This is a genomic window from Halospina denitrificans, assembly GCF_004364635.1.
In the GTDB taxonomy this organism is placed as follows: domain Bacteria; phylum Pseudomonadota; class Gammaproteobacteria; order Pseudomonadales; family Oleiphilaceae; genus Halospina; species Halospina denitrificans.
In genome coordinates, this window is sequence record NZ_SOAX01000004.1 from 132270 (window position 1) to 148271 (window position 16002).

Genomic DNA, 16002 nt, shown 5'->3' on the forward strand with positions numbered 1-16002 from the left:
CTAGAACCGGTGAGGCTCAAACTCGACAGCCTGCGGTACCTGGCCCAGCAGCTCAATCCGGCCCCGATAGCGGCCCTCGCCGGTGGCGGTGAAATCGAAGGTAAAGGTCCGGCGGAACCGCAGCCGCCCCCTGTCGTCGCGGCCAACGCCCAGGCCACTGAGATACACGCTCTGGTCCAGCAGGTCCACATCGGCCTTCTCACAGGCCTGGCGGGCGGCCCTGAGGGCACGCTCCTTGGTTTCCTGCGCCCGCCACCAGTACCAGGCGCCGAAGGCGGCAAGAAAAAGCAAAGTGAGTGTCGTTAGATCAAGCTGCATAGCGTCCTAGAATCCGATACACCCAAACTCCGTGCGCGCGGGATGGGCCATAGGGAAAAAGCCACAGAGTCCGCCGCTCATGTCTCCGACCCGCTCGGTGGCAGACACCACCCTGTTCCCCGAGAAGGCCAGCGTTGCATTCATGCTACCAACGGGAACGCCCAGGGGGATTGGCACCGCAAAGACCGGCATCAGCGTATACCACGCAAGCCCGCGTTTATAGAGCCATTGCTCTTTTCCCGCTTCGTGGAATATCGCATCCGGTTCTCCCCATTCGGCTTCAACCTCCGCCTTCGTGTACCTGAAATAAACCAAGGGTTCAGATCGAGGCTCTGAAAGGTAGCCTCTGCCCCCCAGCACAAACTCACCTGCCTGAAGCTGGTTTTCCGAGTTGTGTAAAACAAGCGCGCCGGCACAGCCACTCAGCAACAGCACCATCATACAGAGCATTGATACGGTGCGCAGACGCAGAGTCCGGATGGAGTCATTCATTGACCTGGACCTCCCTGTTCAAATCCGCGCCATTCTACGGCATCTTACGCCAATGCCGATAAACGGGGACGGCAACAACCAGGATCTGCAGATTCCTGCGGAAAACGCACGAGTTGAGTCCTGCTTCCAGCGCGCCTTTGGTATCCTACCCAACGACCCAAAAGGAATACCCTGATCACGGATGAACGACGATGAATACTGCACTGCGCTATCTACTGACGACTGTCCTTTTTCTGACCCTGCTGAGCGGCTGCGACGAAAATCCGGAGCATCCCGATCCGCGTGTGGAGGGACCGTGGGAGATCGGCACAGAATGGCGGACCATTCAGTTTGAGCCGCCGCTTCAGACCTTTCCCGAAGTCATGATCCACATGCTGCAACTTGGCGTCTCCGCCGAGAATTATCGATTCACCGATGAGGGTCTTTTCGAAGAATCCTCCTTCTACCCAAGAGACAAAAGTGATGGAACCGTACTGAAACCGGAACTGGTAATCATCCTTGATGATGGTCGTGATATCCCGATGAAGGCCTCATCCAGAGTGCACGGCGCGGTTGATCCCATCTGGCTGGAGTTCGGCTACAACCCAAAACCGACAAGCGAAGGCGAGCACCGCACCTTTTCCGACCTGAAGGCGGATATCCGCGCGATCCGGATTCGTTGCGACACCCCCTTCACGCTCAAGGCATTGAAATGGGAGGTTCTCCATGATGCAGTCGCTATGGACGACTTCTGATCAAGGCCGCGTTTCCCGGTCGAGATGGATCAGAGTCCTTGAGGGGAACGGTTGCTTCAAAACAACCGCTTCGCTATCCTGAGCCAAGTTTCCAACCATCGGGAGACCGGACGTGACAGCCGGACTGAAGAAAGCAAACCAACACGTGCACCCCGCACGCTGGGCGAATCCGCGCTGGCGATGGTGAACTGAACACCATTGAACGCGACGTGGCCGAGCCACGACTCCACAACGCCCATGCTTTTTTCAGGACAGGACCATGACACCCGAACAGTTTTCCGCCTATGCCGGTGAAGGCTATAACCGTATTCCCGTTCACCGGGAAGTCTTTGCCGACCTCGACACGCCATTGAGCACCTACCTCAAGCTGGCCGATGCGCCCTATTCCTATCTGCTCGAATCCGTCCAGGGCGGTGAGAAGTGGGGCCGTTATTCAATCATCGGACTCCCCGCGCGGGAGCGGCTGCGCGTCACGGGCCACGACGTAACGCATGAAAGCGAGGACGGCGTGATCGAGTCCATCACCGCCGAGGACCCGCTGGCGTACATCGAGGCCTTCCAGGCCCGCTTCCATTCGCCGGAGCTTCCGGACATGCCCCGCTTCAACGGCGGACTCGTTGGCTATTTCGGTTACGACACCGTGCGCTTCGTGGAGCCGCGCCTTCACGACACCGCACCGCCGGACGAACTGGGGACGCCGGACATCCTGCTGATGGTCTCGGACGAAGTGGTGGTTTTCGACAACCTCCGCGGCAAGCTCCACTTGATCGTGCAGGTAAACCCGGCGGACGAGGGAGCCTACGAAGCGGCCGTGGAGCGGCTCGACGAACTGGAGCGCACCCTGCGCCAGACGCAGGTAAACGGACCGGTCTCCCCGAACACCGGCAACAGCCGGATCGACGAACGGGATTTCCACTCGGACTTCACCCAGGAGAACTTCGAGGCCGCCGTCGAGCAGATCCGCGAGTACGTCCTCGCCGGGGATGTGATGCAGACGGTGCTGTCCCGGCGCATGTCCGTGGCCTTCGAGGCGCCGCCGCTGAACCTCTACCGGGCACTGCGCTGCCTCAATCCGTCGCCCTATATGTATTTCCTCAACCTCAAGGACTTCCACATCGTGGGCTCCTCGCCGGAAATACTGGCGCGGGTTGAGGACGAGGAAGTAACGGTCCGCCCCATGGCCGGCACCCGCAAGCGCGGCGCCACCGAGGAGGAAGACAAGGCACTGGAAGAAGAACTCCTGGCCGATCCCAAGGAGCGCGCCGAGCACCTGATGCTGATCGACCTGGGGCGCAACGACATCGGCCGGGTCACCGAAACGGGCTCGGTGGAACTGACCGATAAGATGACGGTGGAGCGTTATTCCCACGTCATGCACATCGTCTCCAACGTCACCGGCCGCCTGAAGGAAGGGCTCTCCTGCATGGACGTGCTGCGCGCCACCCTGCCCGCGGGGACGCTCAGTGGCGCGCCCAAGATCCGGGCGATGGAGATCCTGGACGAACTGGAACCGGTCAAGCGTGGGATCTACGGCGGCGCCGTGGGCTACCTGTCCTGGAGCGGCAACATGGATACGGCCATCGCCATCCGCACCGCCATCATCCAGGACAACACCCTGCACATCCAGGCTGGTGCCGGCGTGGTGGCAGATTCAGTACCCCGGCTGGAGTGGAAGGAAACCCAGAACAAGGGCCGCGCCATCTTCCGGGCGGCCGACATGGCCCTGACGGATTTCGACCACTGACCGGCGAGGAGTATTCCCATGCTTTTAATGATCGACAACTACGACTCCTTCACCTACAACGTGGTCCAGTATCTGGGTGAGCTTGGGGCCGAGGTGGAAGTCCACCGCAATGACACCATCACGCTCAGCGACATCGAGGAAATGAACCCGGAACGCATCGTGATCTCCCCCGGCCCCTGCTCCCCGGACCAGGCCGGCATCTCGCTGGACGTGGTCCGCCATTTTGCGGGGAAGATGCCGATCCTCGGCGTCTGCCTCGGGCACCAGTGCATCGGGCAGGTTTTCGGCGGCCGGGTTATCCGCGCCGGTCAGGTCATGCACGGCAAGACCTCCATGATCCATCATCTCGGCCAGGGTGTCTTCGCCGGGCTGGAGAACCCGTTCGAGGCCACCCGCTACCACTCCCTGGTGGTGGACAAGGATCATTGGCCCGAGGACACCCTCGAGATAACAGCGTGGACCGAGAATGCCGACGGCAGCATGGAGGAAGTCATGGGGCTGCGGCACCGGTCGCTCGCGATCGAGGGCGTGCAGTTCCACCCAGAATCCATCATGACCCGGCACGGCCACGAGCTGCTGGATAACTTTCTGAAGATGAAGAACCAGGGATAAGCGCCATGGACATCAAGACAGCAATCGCCAAGGTGGCCGAACGGCAGGACCTGACCACGGACGAGATGAAAGCGGTGATGCGCATCATCATGCAGGGCGAGGCCACGGATGCCCAGATTGGCGGTTTCCTGGTGGGACTGCGCATGAAGGGTGAAACCATCGACGAAATCACCGGGGCGGTGGAGGTGATGCGGGAGCTGGTCACCGGCGTTAACATCAACGCATCGCCAGTGGTGGACATCGTTGGCACAGGCGGTGACGGCGCCAACCTGTTCAACGTCTCCACCGCCGCTACTTTTGTGATCGCCGGGGCCGGCGGTCACGTGGCCAAGCATGGCAACCGCTCGGTGTCCTCGCGCAGCGGCAGCTCGGACCTGCTCGACCAGGCCGGCCTGCGCCTTGAAATGACCCCGGAACAGATCACGCGCTGTGTGAATGAGACGGGCGTGGGCTTCATGTTCGCCCCCAACCATCACAAGGCCATGAAACACGCCGTCGGACCGCGCAAGGAACTGGGGATGCGCACCATCTTCAATATCCTCGGCCCGATGACCAACCCCGCGGGCGTGAAGCACCAGCTCATCGGCGTCTTCAACGGTGATCTCTGTGCGCCCATGGCCGAGGTCCTGCGCCGGCTTGGCAGCGAGCACATCCTGGTGGTCCATTCCGATGACGGCCTGGACGAGATCAGCCTGGCCAGCCATACCCGCGTGGCCGAACTGCGCAATGGCGAGGTTACGGAATACCGGATTCGCCCGGAGGACATGGGCATCAAGTCCCAGGCGATCACGGACCTCCAGGTGGCGGACGCCACCGAGTCCCTGGAGCTGATCCGTGCGGCGCTCGGCCCCAATCCCGAAGGCCGCGCCGCACTGGCCCGGGACATGATCGCCCTCAACGCCGGTGCCGCCCTCTACGCGGCCGACCTTGCCGATACCCTCGAAGCCGGCGCCAGCAAGGCACTCGATGCCATGGCCAGCGGCGCGGCCCTTGAACGCATGGACCGGCTGGCAACGCTGAGCCAGACCATGGAGCAACAGGCATGAGCGATACACCCACCATCCTCAAGCGCATCGTCGAACGCAAGCACGAGGAAGTGGCCGAGCGCCGCCTGCGGCTGCCACCGGATGAGTGCAAGGCGGAAGCCCGCCACCAGCCGGACACCCGTGGCTTTGCAGCCGCCCTGCAACGGCACATCGATGCCGGGGGCCCGGCCGTGATCGCCGAGATCAAGAAGGCCTCTCCGAGCAAGGGCGTGATCCGGGATCCCTACGATCCGGCCACGATTGCCGAGGATTACGAACGCCACGGCGCCGCCTGCCTGTCCGTGCTCACCGACAGGGACTTCTTCCAGGGCCAGGAAGCCGACCTGATGGCGGCCCGCGCCGCCTGTTCGCTGCCGGTCCTGCGCAAGGACTTCATGGTGGATGACTACCAGATCCACGAAAGCCGCATCGCCGGCGCGGACTGCATCCTTCTGATCGCCGCCTGCCTGTCCACCATCCAGATGCAGGAGCTCGCCGGCCTTGCCCAGGAACTGGGGATGGATGTGCTGGTGGAGGTCCACAACAGCGAGGAAATGGACGAGGCCCTGCGCGTGAAGAGCCCGCTGATCGGCATCAACAACCGCGACCTGCACAGCTTCGAGGTCTCGCTGGAGACCACCTTCAATCTCCACGAACGCGTCCCGGATGATCGACTGACCATCACCGAGAGCGGCATCCATACCCGCGATGATGTTTCCGCCATGCGCAAACGCGGCATTCATGCCTTTCTGGTGGGCGAGTCCTTCATGCGTTCCCAGAGTCCCGGCCAGAAGCTGGCGGACCTGTTTTTCCCCGCCTGAATCACGAACAACCCTAAATAAGGTATTTCCCACCTCAATTGGTGGACTATTTTCCCTGTGCTACGCTAATTGATAAATATCAATAACTGGATGGAACTATGAGCACCAAACTCTCATCCGGCATCTCGGGCCTGGACGAAATCCTGGACGGCGGGCTGCCCCGGAACCGCAGTTTTCTGGTCAGCGGTGGCGCCGGTGTCGGGAAAACCATCCTGGGCACACACTTTCTGCTTGAAGAGACAGATGGGGAAAGTCTTTTCGTAACCCTGGGAGAAACAGCGTCCCAGTTACGGGAGAATGCCGACAAGCTCGGCCTCTCATTGGACAATGTGGATATACTGGATCTGTCGCCGGGAGGGGCGGAAGACGATGGCGCCATCTACAGCCTTCTCGAAAGCTGGGATGTGGAGGGAACGGCCATCCACGACCAGATTGTTGATCGTGTCCGGGAACTGAACCCCGCCCGGATCTTCATCGACTCCATCAGCCATATGCGCCTCCTGTCCTCTGACGCGTTCCAGTACCGCAAGCAGATCATGTCCATGCTGCGTAAACTGACCGCCGACGGTGCCACGGTCCTGTTTACCGCCGAACAGGAAAAAAGCACGGAAGATGCGGTCCTGAACTTCCTGAGTGATGGCATCATCGAGTTGCAACTGACCGAGCACGGCCGACTTTGCCAGATCAAGAAACTGCGCGGTTCCGGGTTTATTGAAGGCTGTCATTTCTACAGTGTTCACGATACTGGACTGACCCTGTTCCCGCGACTGTCACCCGGTGAACACGGCCGAAGCTTTGCGCTGGAGTCCATCAGCTCAGGTGTCCCGGAACTGGACGAACTGACCCACGGGGGCATTGAGCGCGGCACGGTTACCCTGGTGAGCGGCCCCACCGGGGTCGGAAAGACCACGCTGGCCGCTCAGTACATGAAGGAGGCCGCCAGCCGCGGCGAATACTCCGTCATGTACAGCTTCGACGAAAGCGCCTCCACGTTTTTCCGGCGCTGTGCAGAAATCTCCCTGCCAGCCCAACAGATGGTGGAAACAGGCAACCTGAAATTCGAAGCCATTGAACCACTGCATTACAACCCCGACCAGCTGGCCAATATGGTTCGCCATGATGTGGAGGAGAAAGGCGCACGCCTGGTGTTGCTGGACAGCCTCTCCGGCTACCGCCAGTCCGTCCGCGGAGCGGATCTGCAGGAGCGGGTGCATGCGCTGTGCCGTTATCTGGTCAACATGGGAGTGACCGTGCTCCTGATCAACGAAACCTATTCAATTACCGGCGCGGAAATGCGGGTCACGGAAAACGGGGTAAGCTACCTCGCGGATACCATCATCCTCCTTCGCTATCTGGAGCTGTCGGGCGAGATAAGAAAGACCATCGGTGTGCTCAAAAAGCGTACCAGCGATTTCGAGAAAACCCTGCGCGAGTTCAGAATCAGTGCCGATGGCATCAAGGTCGGAGAACCACTGACCAGCTTGAGAGGCATCCTGACGGGCATGCCGGAAATGCTGGAAGACCGTGGAAGTCTTACCTGATGTCGGGATCCTCGGCCCTGCGCACGACACCCACGATTGCGGTGGGTATTGAGAGTGCTGCCAACGTACGCTTGATTAATTCCGTGGTGGGAGACCAGTACTCGCTGCAGCATGCGCTGGACGGAGCAGCCTGGGAAGAACCGGAGCTGATCGTTGTCGACCGGGCGTCCCTGCAACGTCATAGTGCGTTGATTCATCAGCTCTGCACCCAGGATGCCCCCATGATCCTGCCGGTACTCCTGGTCTCGGATGGCAGACGTGACCCCAATCTGCGCTCCCACGCGGAACTCGGTACAGCTATCAATGACATCCTTCGGATCCCCACCAGCCGAATGGAACTACTGGCCCGGATCGACAACCTGGTGCACATGCGCCAATTGTCCCGCACCCAGGAAAAGGCCCGTCGCGAGCTTTCTGATGTAGTGGGTGCCCTGCAGATTCTCAACGCCTGCGACCAGATTCTGGTCCGTTCTGAAAGCGAAAGCGCCTTACTTGACTCGATCTGCCACCGGATCGTTCAGGCGGAAGACTATGACCTGGCCTGGATCAGCTTCCCGCCCCTCCCTGACATCCCTGCCAAAGCGGGCAAATCAGCGGAGTACACCAACATTCTGGCCGCTGAATGGGCGTCAACCAATGGCCACAGGGCCCTCGTTAAGGAAGCCCTGGAGACGGGAAAGCCTCAACCGGTTCAACACCTGCAGGACGAAGGCCTTATCCCGGAAGCATTCGGGAACGCGGACGAGCGGACACTGTCTTCCGGCGTTGTTCTCCCTCTTCAGGTGGACATTGGGACGCCGGGATACCTCGCCATCTGTTCCCACTACCCCAACCACTTTGATCAGGAAGAGTGTCAGCTTCTTCAGCGCCTCAGCACCAACCTGGCCTACGCTCTTAACACGCACCGTTTCCAGCGCGAACGGGATATCCAGTCCGCGGAGATCCGCGGCCTCGCCTTCTCCGACGCACTGACGGGACTGCCGAATCGGCATTACCTGACAAGCTTCCTGGATGACCTGCTGGAAAACCAGGAAACCAGAGGCGCGCCCTCCGCCGCGATTCTTTTCATTGACCTGGACGGCTTCAAGATCATCAACGACGCCCTCGGCCACGACGCCGGAGATGAGGTGCTGATTCAGGTGAGTCGGCGGCTGCAGGGCGCGGTCCGTGATTCCGACCTGGTCGTTCGCCAGGGTGGTGATGAGTTCCTGGTGGTGATATTCGATGCCCCGCGCACGAGCGCGCCCCTTAAACCCCGTGACCCGGACAGCTTCAAGGAACTTGCCAGCAGTCTGGCTTGCCGCATCATCGACAGCCTCAACTCACCCTTTGTGGTGGATGATCACGAACAGCACCTGAGCGCCAGCATCGGTATCAGCCTGTGCCCGGACCATGGCGAGAACGCATCCGTCATCATTCAGGCGGCGGATATCGCCATGTACGAAGCCAAGAAAACCGGCGGCATCAGCCACCTCTACTCGCCGGCAATCTCGGAGCAACGCCAGCAGCGCCTGTCACTGGAAAACCGCCTGCGCCATGCGATTGATCACGAGGAACTCGCGCTGCACTTCCAGCCGCTTTTCAATATGCAGACCCTGGATGTGATCGGTACGGAAGCGCTGGTTCGCTGGCCGCAGGAAGACGGCAGCATGCTGTCACCCGGAAACTTTATCCCCCTGGCTGAAGAAACCTGCCTGATCCGGCCCATGGGCGACTGGATCCTGGAAGCCGCAGCCAGGCAATTGCGCGACTGGCACGACGCGGGCTATCCGCTGACGATGTCGGTCAACCTCAGCCTCAAGCAACTGCAGTCCGAAGGGGATGTCGAACGTTTCTTCGAATTGGTCCGACCCTATATTGATCCCCGGTGGATCACGCTGGAACTGACCGAAAGCATCGTGGCCTCCGACCCGAGCGCTATCGAGTCCCTGATGCATAAACTCAGTGAGCACGGCTTCCAGATTGCCATCGACGACTTCGGCACCGGCTACTCGTCCCTGAGCCGCCTTCAGCACATGCCCATCCAGATCCTGAAGATCGACCGCAGCTTCGTCGACCAGATCAATACTCCCGGCAAAGGGAACGCCATGATCCCGATCATCCGCCAGATGGCGGCCAGCTTCGGACTGCTCACAGTGGCCGAAGGCATCGAGAATGAAGCCCAGTACCAGCACCTCTGCAAGCAGGGCGTCGACGTCGGCCAGGGGTTCTGGTTTGGCCGTCCAGTCCCGGAAGCCCAATTGCGGGAAATGTTCCTTCAGGGCGCCACGATCGTACCTCCTCAGATGTAATCCAGCATGCCCCGGAATTGCCCTTTAACCGGCAAATTCCCTAAGCTGATCCTGTTCATTCATCAAGGAGACGTCGATGTCCCGGTCACCGTCCATGCCATTGCGTTACCTGCCCTATGCCGCCAGCATCATCGGATCCATCGCCACCCTGCCATTGATTACCCTGCATCCGGGGTGGGCCCTGGTGCCTGGAATCCTGGCTGCTCTCGCGATACTGGGAACACGGGATATCCTGCAGCGCCGGCATACAATCAGCCGCAACTACCCGATACTTGCCCATTTCCGCTACTTCCTGGAGTCCATAGGACCGGAAATCCGCCAATACTTCATTGAGTCGGACACCGAAGCCATGCCCTTCTCCCGGGAGCAGCGCAGCATTGTCTACCGCCGCTCCAAGAACGTGCTCGACAAACGGCCCTTTGGCTCGCTGCAGGCGATGTACAACCCGGGGTACGAATGGCTCAACCACTCAATGAGGCCCGTGCACCTCGACAGCTATGATTTCCGCGAACTGGTCGGACCCGACTGCAAACGGCCCTACAGCGTCAGTGTTCTCAATATCTCCGCCATGAGTTTCGGGTCACTCAGCGCCAACGCCATACTGGCCCTCAATACCGGCGCCCACAAAGGCGGTTTCTACCACGACACCGGCGAGGGCGGCATTTCCCGTTACCACCAGGAGCCCGGTGGGGATCTGGTCTGGGAAATCGGCTCCGGCTACTTCGGCTGCCGCAACCCGGACGGCAGCTTCAACCCGGAGGAATTCAGACGCAATGCCCGCCTGGAGCAGGTCAGGATGATCGAGATCAAGCTCTCCCAGGGGGCCAAGCCCGGCCACGGCGGCATCCTGCCCGCCGCCAAGGTCACGCCGGAGATCGCCAGGGCCCGGGGGGTGCCGGAGGGTGAGGATGTGGTTTCCCCGTCATCCCACAGCGCCTTCACCACACCGCTGGAGCTTATGGACTTCATCAGCCAGCTGCGGGAACTCTCAGACGGCAAGCCCATAGGTTTCAAGCTCGCCATCGGCCATCCCTGGGAATGGTTTGGACTGGTCAAGGCCATGCTGGAAACCGGTGAACACCCGGACTTCATTGTGGTGGACGGCGGTGAGGGAGGGACCGGTGCCGCTCCCCTGGAATACATCAACCGGATTGGCGAGCCCCTGAGCGAGGGCCTTCTGCTGGTTCACAACACCCTGGTCGGGACCAACCTCCGGGGCAAGGTCGCCATCGGCGCAGCCGGCAAGATCACCTCCGCCTTCCATATGGCCCGGGCCCTGGCCCTGGGCGCGGACTGGTGCAACGCGGCCCGCGGATTCATGTTCTCGCTCGGCTGCATCCAGGCACTCAACTGCCACACCGACCGGTGCCCCAGCGGCGTAGCCACCCAGAACAAACGGCGCGGCGACAACCTGGATGTGGCCGACAAGAGCGAGCGGGTCTACAACTTCCACCGCAACACCATTGCCGCCCTGGGCAACATGCTGACCACGGCCGGGCTCCACCACCCCCAGGAATTCGGCCCGGAGCACATCATGCGCCGGATCAGCGCCAACGACATCCGCACCTACCGGGAGCTCTATCACTTCATCGAGCCCGGTTCCCTTATCGACGGCTGCCCGGAGCATCAGTTGTTCCAGCGCTACTGGCCCACTGCCCGGGCGGACAGTTTCGACCCGCCCGGCTTCATCATGACGCTGAGGGAACCCCGGGTGCACTGAGGACCCGGCATCCCGAGGCGAGGGACTTTTAATCCACTATGCCGCAGAACCTCCCTGGGTTACCATTGAAGGACGAACCACCCATGTAAGAGGAGATTACTTGGCTAATTCCTCGATTGAGCCCAAACACGGCGATCAACTGCGGATGGACGCGGAAACCCGGCTGAGAAGCGGTAAGGCGCCGCCGACGAACGGTTGGACGCTGAAACCGGACACCCTCGCGCTGCTCTATCGGCTCGCCAGCAACCCGGATACTGCCTCCGATGGGCTCAAACTGCTGCATGAACTGCAGACGCACCAGGTTGAGCTGGATCTGCAGCAAGCCCAGATTGATGCCAACGAGCGCGAATCCACCGACCTGCTGACCCATTACAGGGTCCTTTTTGAGGCTGCCCCTGTCGGTTACCTTGTCGTGACGCTGGATGGACATATCTGCGAGGCCAACCCCGCCGCAACACAGCTACTCGGAGTGGACGCCGGAACACTGGAGGGCAGCACCCTGGAGGGTGTACTGGGAGCCCGCACAGAATCGGCCGTCAGTGGCCTTATGGACACACTGACCCACGGGGATAAGGGCGCACCCTACGAGGTGCAGTCAAGCGACAATGGCACTGCTTCACGTTCGCTGGTGCTCAACTCCAGCATTGCTCCGGATGGCAACGCCCTCCTGATCACCCTTTCCGAACACGCCTGACCCCAGGCACGAGCCCAATGGATTAGGCCCCGCCTTATGGTCACCCATTCGCAGACACGCATCGTTGGCATTGGCTCCTCAGCCGGTGGCCTGGAGGCTCTGGAGCAGTTCCTGAGCCATACTCCAGCGGACACCGGCATGGCGTATATCGTCATACAGCACCTTGATCCCACCAAGAAGGCCCTTTTATCCGAGCTGCTCCAACGCGTCAGCAGCCTGCCCGTATCCGAGGTCAGACAGGATATGAGGATCGAGCCGAACTGTGTCTACGTCATCCCTCCCAATACCGAGCTCAGCATCGGCCACAATGTCCTGCACCTGGAACCACCTCGGGAACCGCGGGGGCTCCGCCTGCCCGTCAACGTTCTGTTCTCCTCCCTTGCCAGTGCCTGTGGCGAAAACGCCATTGCCGTCGTCCTTTCCGGCATGGGCTCGGATGGGACTCTGGGCCTTCAGGCCATCAAGGCAGTTGGCGGCCTGACAATTGCTGAGGACCCGGATTCGGCCCAGTTTGATTCCATGCCCCGCAGCGCAATTGACTCGGGGTACGCCGACATCATCGCCCCTCCCGACAGGATACCGGAACGCATACGGGCCTATGTGGCGCAGGTGTCGGAGCAGGCCGTCGAAAGCGAGGAAACGCAGCCACCGCTCGATTCCATCATCGAACTGCTGCACCAGCGGACCGGGCACGACTTCTCCCTGTACAAGGACAGCACGCTCTTCCGCCGCATCGAGCGTCGCACGGCAATCCATGAACTCCAGTCCATCAGTGACTATGCGGCCTTCCTGCGACACAACGGCCACGAAGCCGACCTGTTGTTCCAGGAACTGCTGATCGGCGTTACGGGGTTTTTCCGGGATTTTTCCGTCTGGGACTACCTGGGCGACACCCTCCTGCCCGAGTTGCTGGAGAATGCTGGGGAGAACCGCAAGCTCCGCGCCTGGGTGGTGGGCTGTTCCACCGGGGAGGAAGCCTACTCGCTGGCCATGCTGTTCAGCGAAGCGCTGCAGCGCCGGCCCGATGGGCATGAATTCACGATTCAGATCTTTGCTTCGGATATCAGCCCCGAAGCCATCGCCAAGGCCCGCCGTGGCGAGTATCCGTTATCCATCAGTGAGCGCGTGTCGCCCGAACGACTGGCTCAATTCTTTACCGCCCACAACACGCACTATCAGATCAAACCCGTCATCCGGGACATGGTGATGTTTGCACAGCATGACGTCGTGATGGATCCCCCCTTCACCAAGCTCGACCTGATTGCCTGTCGCAACCTGCTGATCTACTTTGACTCGGCACTCCAGCGGCGACTTCTGCCCCTGTTCCATTACAGCCTGAACCCGGGCGGGATACTGCTGCTGGGCGCTTCGGAAACCGTCGGACGCTGCAGATCCCTGTTCACACTCCTGGAAACCAGAGCGCGGGCGTACCGGCGCCGCGACAATGTCTCCACCGAGAACCCGGAGCTGCTGTTACGATCATTCCCACCATTGTCCGTAATGAACAAGGAGCCTTCCATGGCCTCTTCCAACCCCCCGAGCCCTACAAGCGATAACCTGCAGACCGCCGCCGACCAGGTACTGCTCCAGGTCTACGCGCCTGCGGCGGTCGTTCTCAACAGTGAGGCCGACATCCTCTACATCAGCGGGCGTACGGGAAAATACCTTGAGCCGGCAGCGGGCAAGGCAAACATGAACTTTCACGCCATGGTCCGCGATGGACTGCGCGCGCCACTGTCCCAGGCACTGAAGCAGGCAGCAACACAGGTTGAACCGGTGCAGCTGCATAACCTGGAAGTGGCGGCGGCGGGCGGCATCCAGCTTGTGGACGTCACGGTCCAGACCTTCCGCAACCCCAAGGCACTGAAAGACATGACCATGGTGGTCTTCCGGGACATTGCCCTGACGCAGGACGGGCAGCGGGAAGCGACGGCACCGGCCAACCAGAATGCTCAACATGCGGCCGAAATACAGCAGTACCGCGACGAGATTGAGACACTACGCGAGGACGCGCGGGCCACACGGGAAGAGCTTCAGTCGACCAAGGAGGAATTCCAGTCGACCAACGAGGAGCTGCAATCCAGCAACGAGGAGTTGACGACGTCCACGGAAGAAATGCAGTCAATGAACGAGGAACTGCAGACCATCAACAGCGAGCTCCAGGCCAAGCTCGATGACCTCGCACTGGCCCAGAGCGATCTGCAGAATGTCCTCAACAGCGTGGAAATCGCCATCCTGTTCCTGGACCAGGACCTGAACGTCCGTCGCTATACAGAACGGGCCTCAGGCATCATCAACCTGCGTGAGAACGATATCGGGCGCCCCCTGACCGACCTGACATCCAGCCTCGACTACCCGGAACTGCACGAGGATGCCACGGAGACCCTGCGGACCCTGGCGGTGTCGGAAAAGCAGGTTCCCACCGACGACGAGCGCTGGTTTTCCGTGCGCATCATGCCCTATCGCCGGCTGGACAACGTCATCGACGGTGTCGTGATCACTCTGCTTGATATCACCGAAACGAAGCAGCTTGAGGCAACGCTTCGCCGGGAATCCAGCCACTGACCCGGGCGGCCCAGAGTCAGACCTTCGCGGATTCCCGCTGCGAGACGCGATCGTACCAGGCCTGCAGGTTCGTCTGGTCAGGCTGGATGCCGATCTTGTTCACCTTGTTGAAATCAATGGTGCACAGCGCGTTGATGTCCGCCGCCGTGAAGGTGTCCCCAACGATGTACTGGCGTCCTTCCAGGTGCTTGTCGAGGAAGTGGAAGAATTTCTCCACCCCCTTACGACACTCCTCGCCCCATTCGGGAATCGGGTTCATGCGATCCTTGAAGACACCGCTGGTGTGCTGAAAGCACATGCCCGTCGGCATGAAGAAGAAGAACTCCAGCCACCGCAGCCACTGCTCCACCTTCGCCTTTTCCAGTGCATCCCGGCCCAGCAGCGGATGCTCGGGATACACCTCTTCAAAGTAGCGACAGATGGCCATGGTTTCCGAGATGCAGGTACCCTCGTCCAGCTCCAGGACAGGGACCTTCTTCATGGGGTTCTTTTCCGCAAATTCGGGCGTCAGGTTTTCTCCCTGGCTGAGGTCAAGCTGAACAAACTCCACCTTATCGAGGATGCCCTTTTCGGCCATGAACATCCGGACGCGCCTCGGGTTGGGCGCCCGTTTCATTTCATAGATTTTCATTGGAACTCCGTTAACGGGTGCCGTAGACGACCATTGTCTTGCCACTGACCTGAACCAGCCCCTGATCTTCCAGGGTTTTCAGAACCCGGCCCACCATCTCGCGGGAACAGCCCACGATACGCCCGATTTCCTGGCGCGTGATCTTGATCTGCATGCCATCGGGATGGGTCATGGCATCCGGTTCCTCGCACAGGTCCAGCAGCGTGCGTGCCACACGGCCGGTCACGTCCAGAAAAGCCAGGTCGCCTACCTTGCGCGTGGTCTGGCGCAGGCGCGAGGCCATCTGCTCGCCGATGAAGTACAGCACCTTGGGGTCTTCCGTAGAGATTTCCCGGAACTTGGTGTAACTGATCTCGGCCACTTCGCATTCGGTCTTGGCTTTTACCCAGGCGCTGCGGGAATCCATATTGTCGAACAGACCCATTTCACCGAAGAAGTCGCCGGCGTTGAGGTAGGCCATGATCATTTCGCGGCCATCTTCATCCTCGATGATGACGGTGACGGAACCCTTGACGATGTAGAAGAGGGAATCACTCTTGTCGCCCGCGTAGATGATGGTGCTCTTGGCTGGGTACCGCCGGCGGTGGCACTGGGACAGAAAGTAGTCCAGATGCTTGGTCTTGTTATCGACGGGTTTGGCAACACTGCTCATAGATTGAATCCTGCCTTTGTTGGTTGTATCCATTCATGCCCCTGGGGCTGCTCCCTCGCATGGACAACAGTATAGAACAGGAAAAGCGCTTCGTCGTCAGTGCGCTTACACTGGATTTTCTCTGTGGTAGCCTTCGTGGTTCGTGCCCGTCGGTGTGGTCGG

General features: G+C 60.5%; 14 protein-coding genes. 10 read left to right on the forward strand and 4 right to left on the reverse strand.

All coding sequences use genetic code 11. From position 1 onward, the window contains the following. Complete coding sequence (locus DES49_RS10105) at window positions 1–318, reverse strand: DUF3301 domain-containing protein (RefSeq protein ID WP_133736285.1); 318 nt, start codon at window positions 316–318, stop codon at window positions 1–3. Window positions 319–324: 6 nt separating this feature from the next. Further along, window positions 325–810 (reverse strand): hypothetical protein, encoded by a 486-nt coding sequence (locus tag DES49_RS10110; protein WP_133736286.1) that lies wholly within the window; start codon window positions 808–810, stop codon window positions 325–327. A gap of 191 nt (window positions 811–1001) precedes the next feature. Between DES49_RS10110 and DES49_RS10115 the strand changes: the two genes are divergently transcribed. The 10 genes from DES49_RS10115 (at window position 1002) to DES49_RS10160 (ending at window position 14557) form a co-directional block, all read left to right on the forward strand. Beyond that, window positions 1002–1544: a hypothetical protein gene (locus DES49_RS10115; protein ID WP_133736287.1), complete on the forward strand. Its 543-nt coding sequence runs from the start codon at window positions 1002–1004 to the stop codon at window positions 1542–1544. Between the two features lie 259 nt (window positions 1545–1803). After that, on the forward strand, window positions 1804–3288 hold the full coding sequence (trpE, locus tag DES49_RS10120) for an anthranilate synthase component I (protein ID WP_133736288.1): 1485 nt from the start codon (window positions 1804–1806) through the stop codon (window positions 3286–3288). Window positions 3289–3306: 18 nt separating this feature from the next. After that, the gene (locus DES49_RS10125) at window positions 3307–3900 is read left to right on the forward strand and encodes an anthranilate synthase component II (protein WP_208297030.1); all 594 of its coding nucleotides are present in this window, start codon (window positions 3307–3309) and stop codon (window positions 3898–3900) included. A 5-nt stretch (window positions 3901–3905) separates the two neighbouring features. Next, entirely contained in the window at window positions 3906–4946 is a 1041-nt protein-coding gene (gene trpD / locus DES49_RS10130) for an anthranilate phosphoribosyltransferase (RefSeq protein WP_133736289.1), read from the forward strand. Continuing rightward, window positions 4943–5746: an indole-3-glycerol phosphate synthase TrpC gene (gene trpC, locus DES49_RS10135; RefSeq protein ID WP_133736290.1), complete on the forward strand. Its 804-nt coding sequence runs from the start codon at window positions 4943–4945 to the stop codon at window positions 5744–5746. Before trpD ends, trpC begins: the two co-directional genes overlap by 4 nt. A gap of 98 nt (window positions 5747–5844) precedes the next feature. Further along, window positions 5845–7287 carry an ATPase domain-containing protein gene (locus tag DES49_RS10140; RefSeq protein WP_133736291.1) on the forward strand — a complete coding sequence of 481 codons (1443 nt, stop codon included), beginning with the start codon at window positions 5845–5847 and terminating at the stop codon, window positions 7285–7287. Continuing rightward, on the forward strand, window positions 7287–9578 hold the full coding sequence (locus tag DES49_RS10145) for a putative bifunctional diguanylate cyclase/phosphodiesterase (RefSeq protein ID WP_133736292.1): 2292 nt from the start codon (window positions 7287–7289) through the stop codon (window positions 9576–9578). The genes DES49_RS10140 and DES49_RS10145 overlap by 1 nt, the downstream gene beginning before the upstream one ends. A gap of 76 nt (window positions 9579–9654) precedes the next feature. Then, the gene (locus tag DES49_RS10150; protein WP_133736293.1) at window positions 9655–11298 is read left to right on the forward strand and encodes an FMN-binding glutamate synthase family protein; all 1644 of its coding nucleotides are present in this window, start codon (window positions 9655–9657) and stop codon (window positions 11296–11298) included. Between the two features lie 100 nt (window positions 11299–11398). Continuing rightward, entirely contained in the window at window positions 11399–11992 is a 594-nt protein-coding gene (locus tag DES49_RS10155) for a PAS domain-containing protein (protein WP_243865013.1), read from the forward strand. A 36-nt stretch (window positions 11993–12028) separates the two neighbouring features. Beyond that, window positions 12029–14557, forward strand: coding sequence for a chemotaxis protein CheB (locus DES49_RS10160; RefSeq protein WP_133736294.1), 2529 nt, complete (start codon window positions 12029–12031; stop codon window positions 14555–14557). Between the two features lie 16 nt (window positions 14558–14573). On the opposite strand, the gene DES49_RS10165 is transcribed toward DES49_RS10160, so the two are convergent. Together DES49_RS10165 and crp are read right to left on the reverse strand one after the other, a co-directional pair. Then, the gene (locus DES49_RS10165; protein ID WP_133736295.1) at window positions 14574–15188 is read right to left on the reverse strand and encodes a glutathione S-transferase family protein; all 615 of its coding nucleotides are present in this window, start codon (window positions 15186–15188) and stop codon (window positions 14574–14576) included. Window positions 15189–15198: 10 nt separating this feature from the next. Continuing rightward, window positions 15199–15840: a cAMP-activated global transcriptional regulator CRP gene (gene crp, locus DES49_RS10170; RefSeq protein ID WP_133736296.1), complete on the reverse strand. Its 642-nt coding sequence runs from the start codon at window positions 15838–15840 to the stop codon at window positions 15199–15201. Between the last annotated feature and the right edge of the window lie 162 nt (window positions 15841–16002).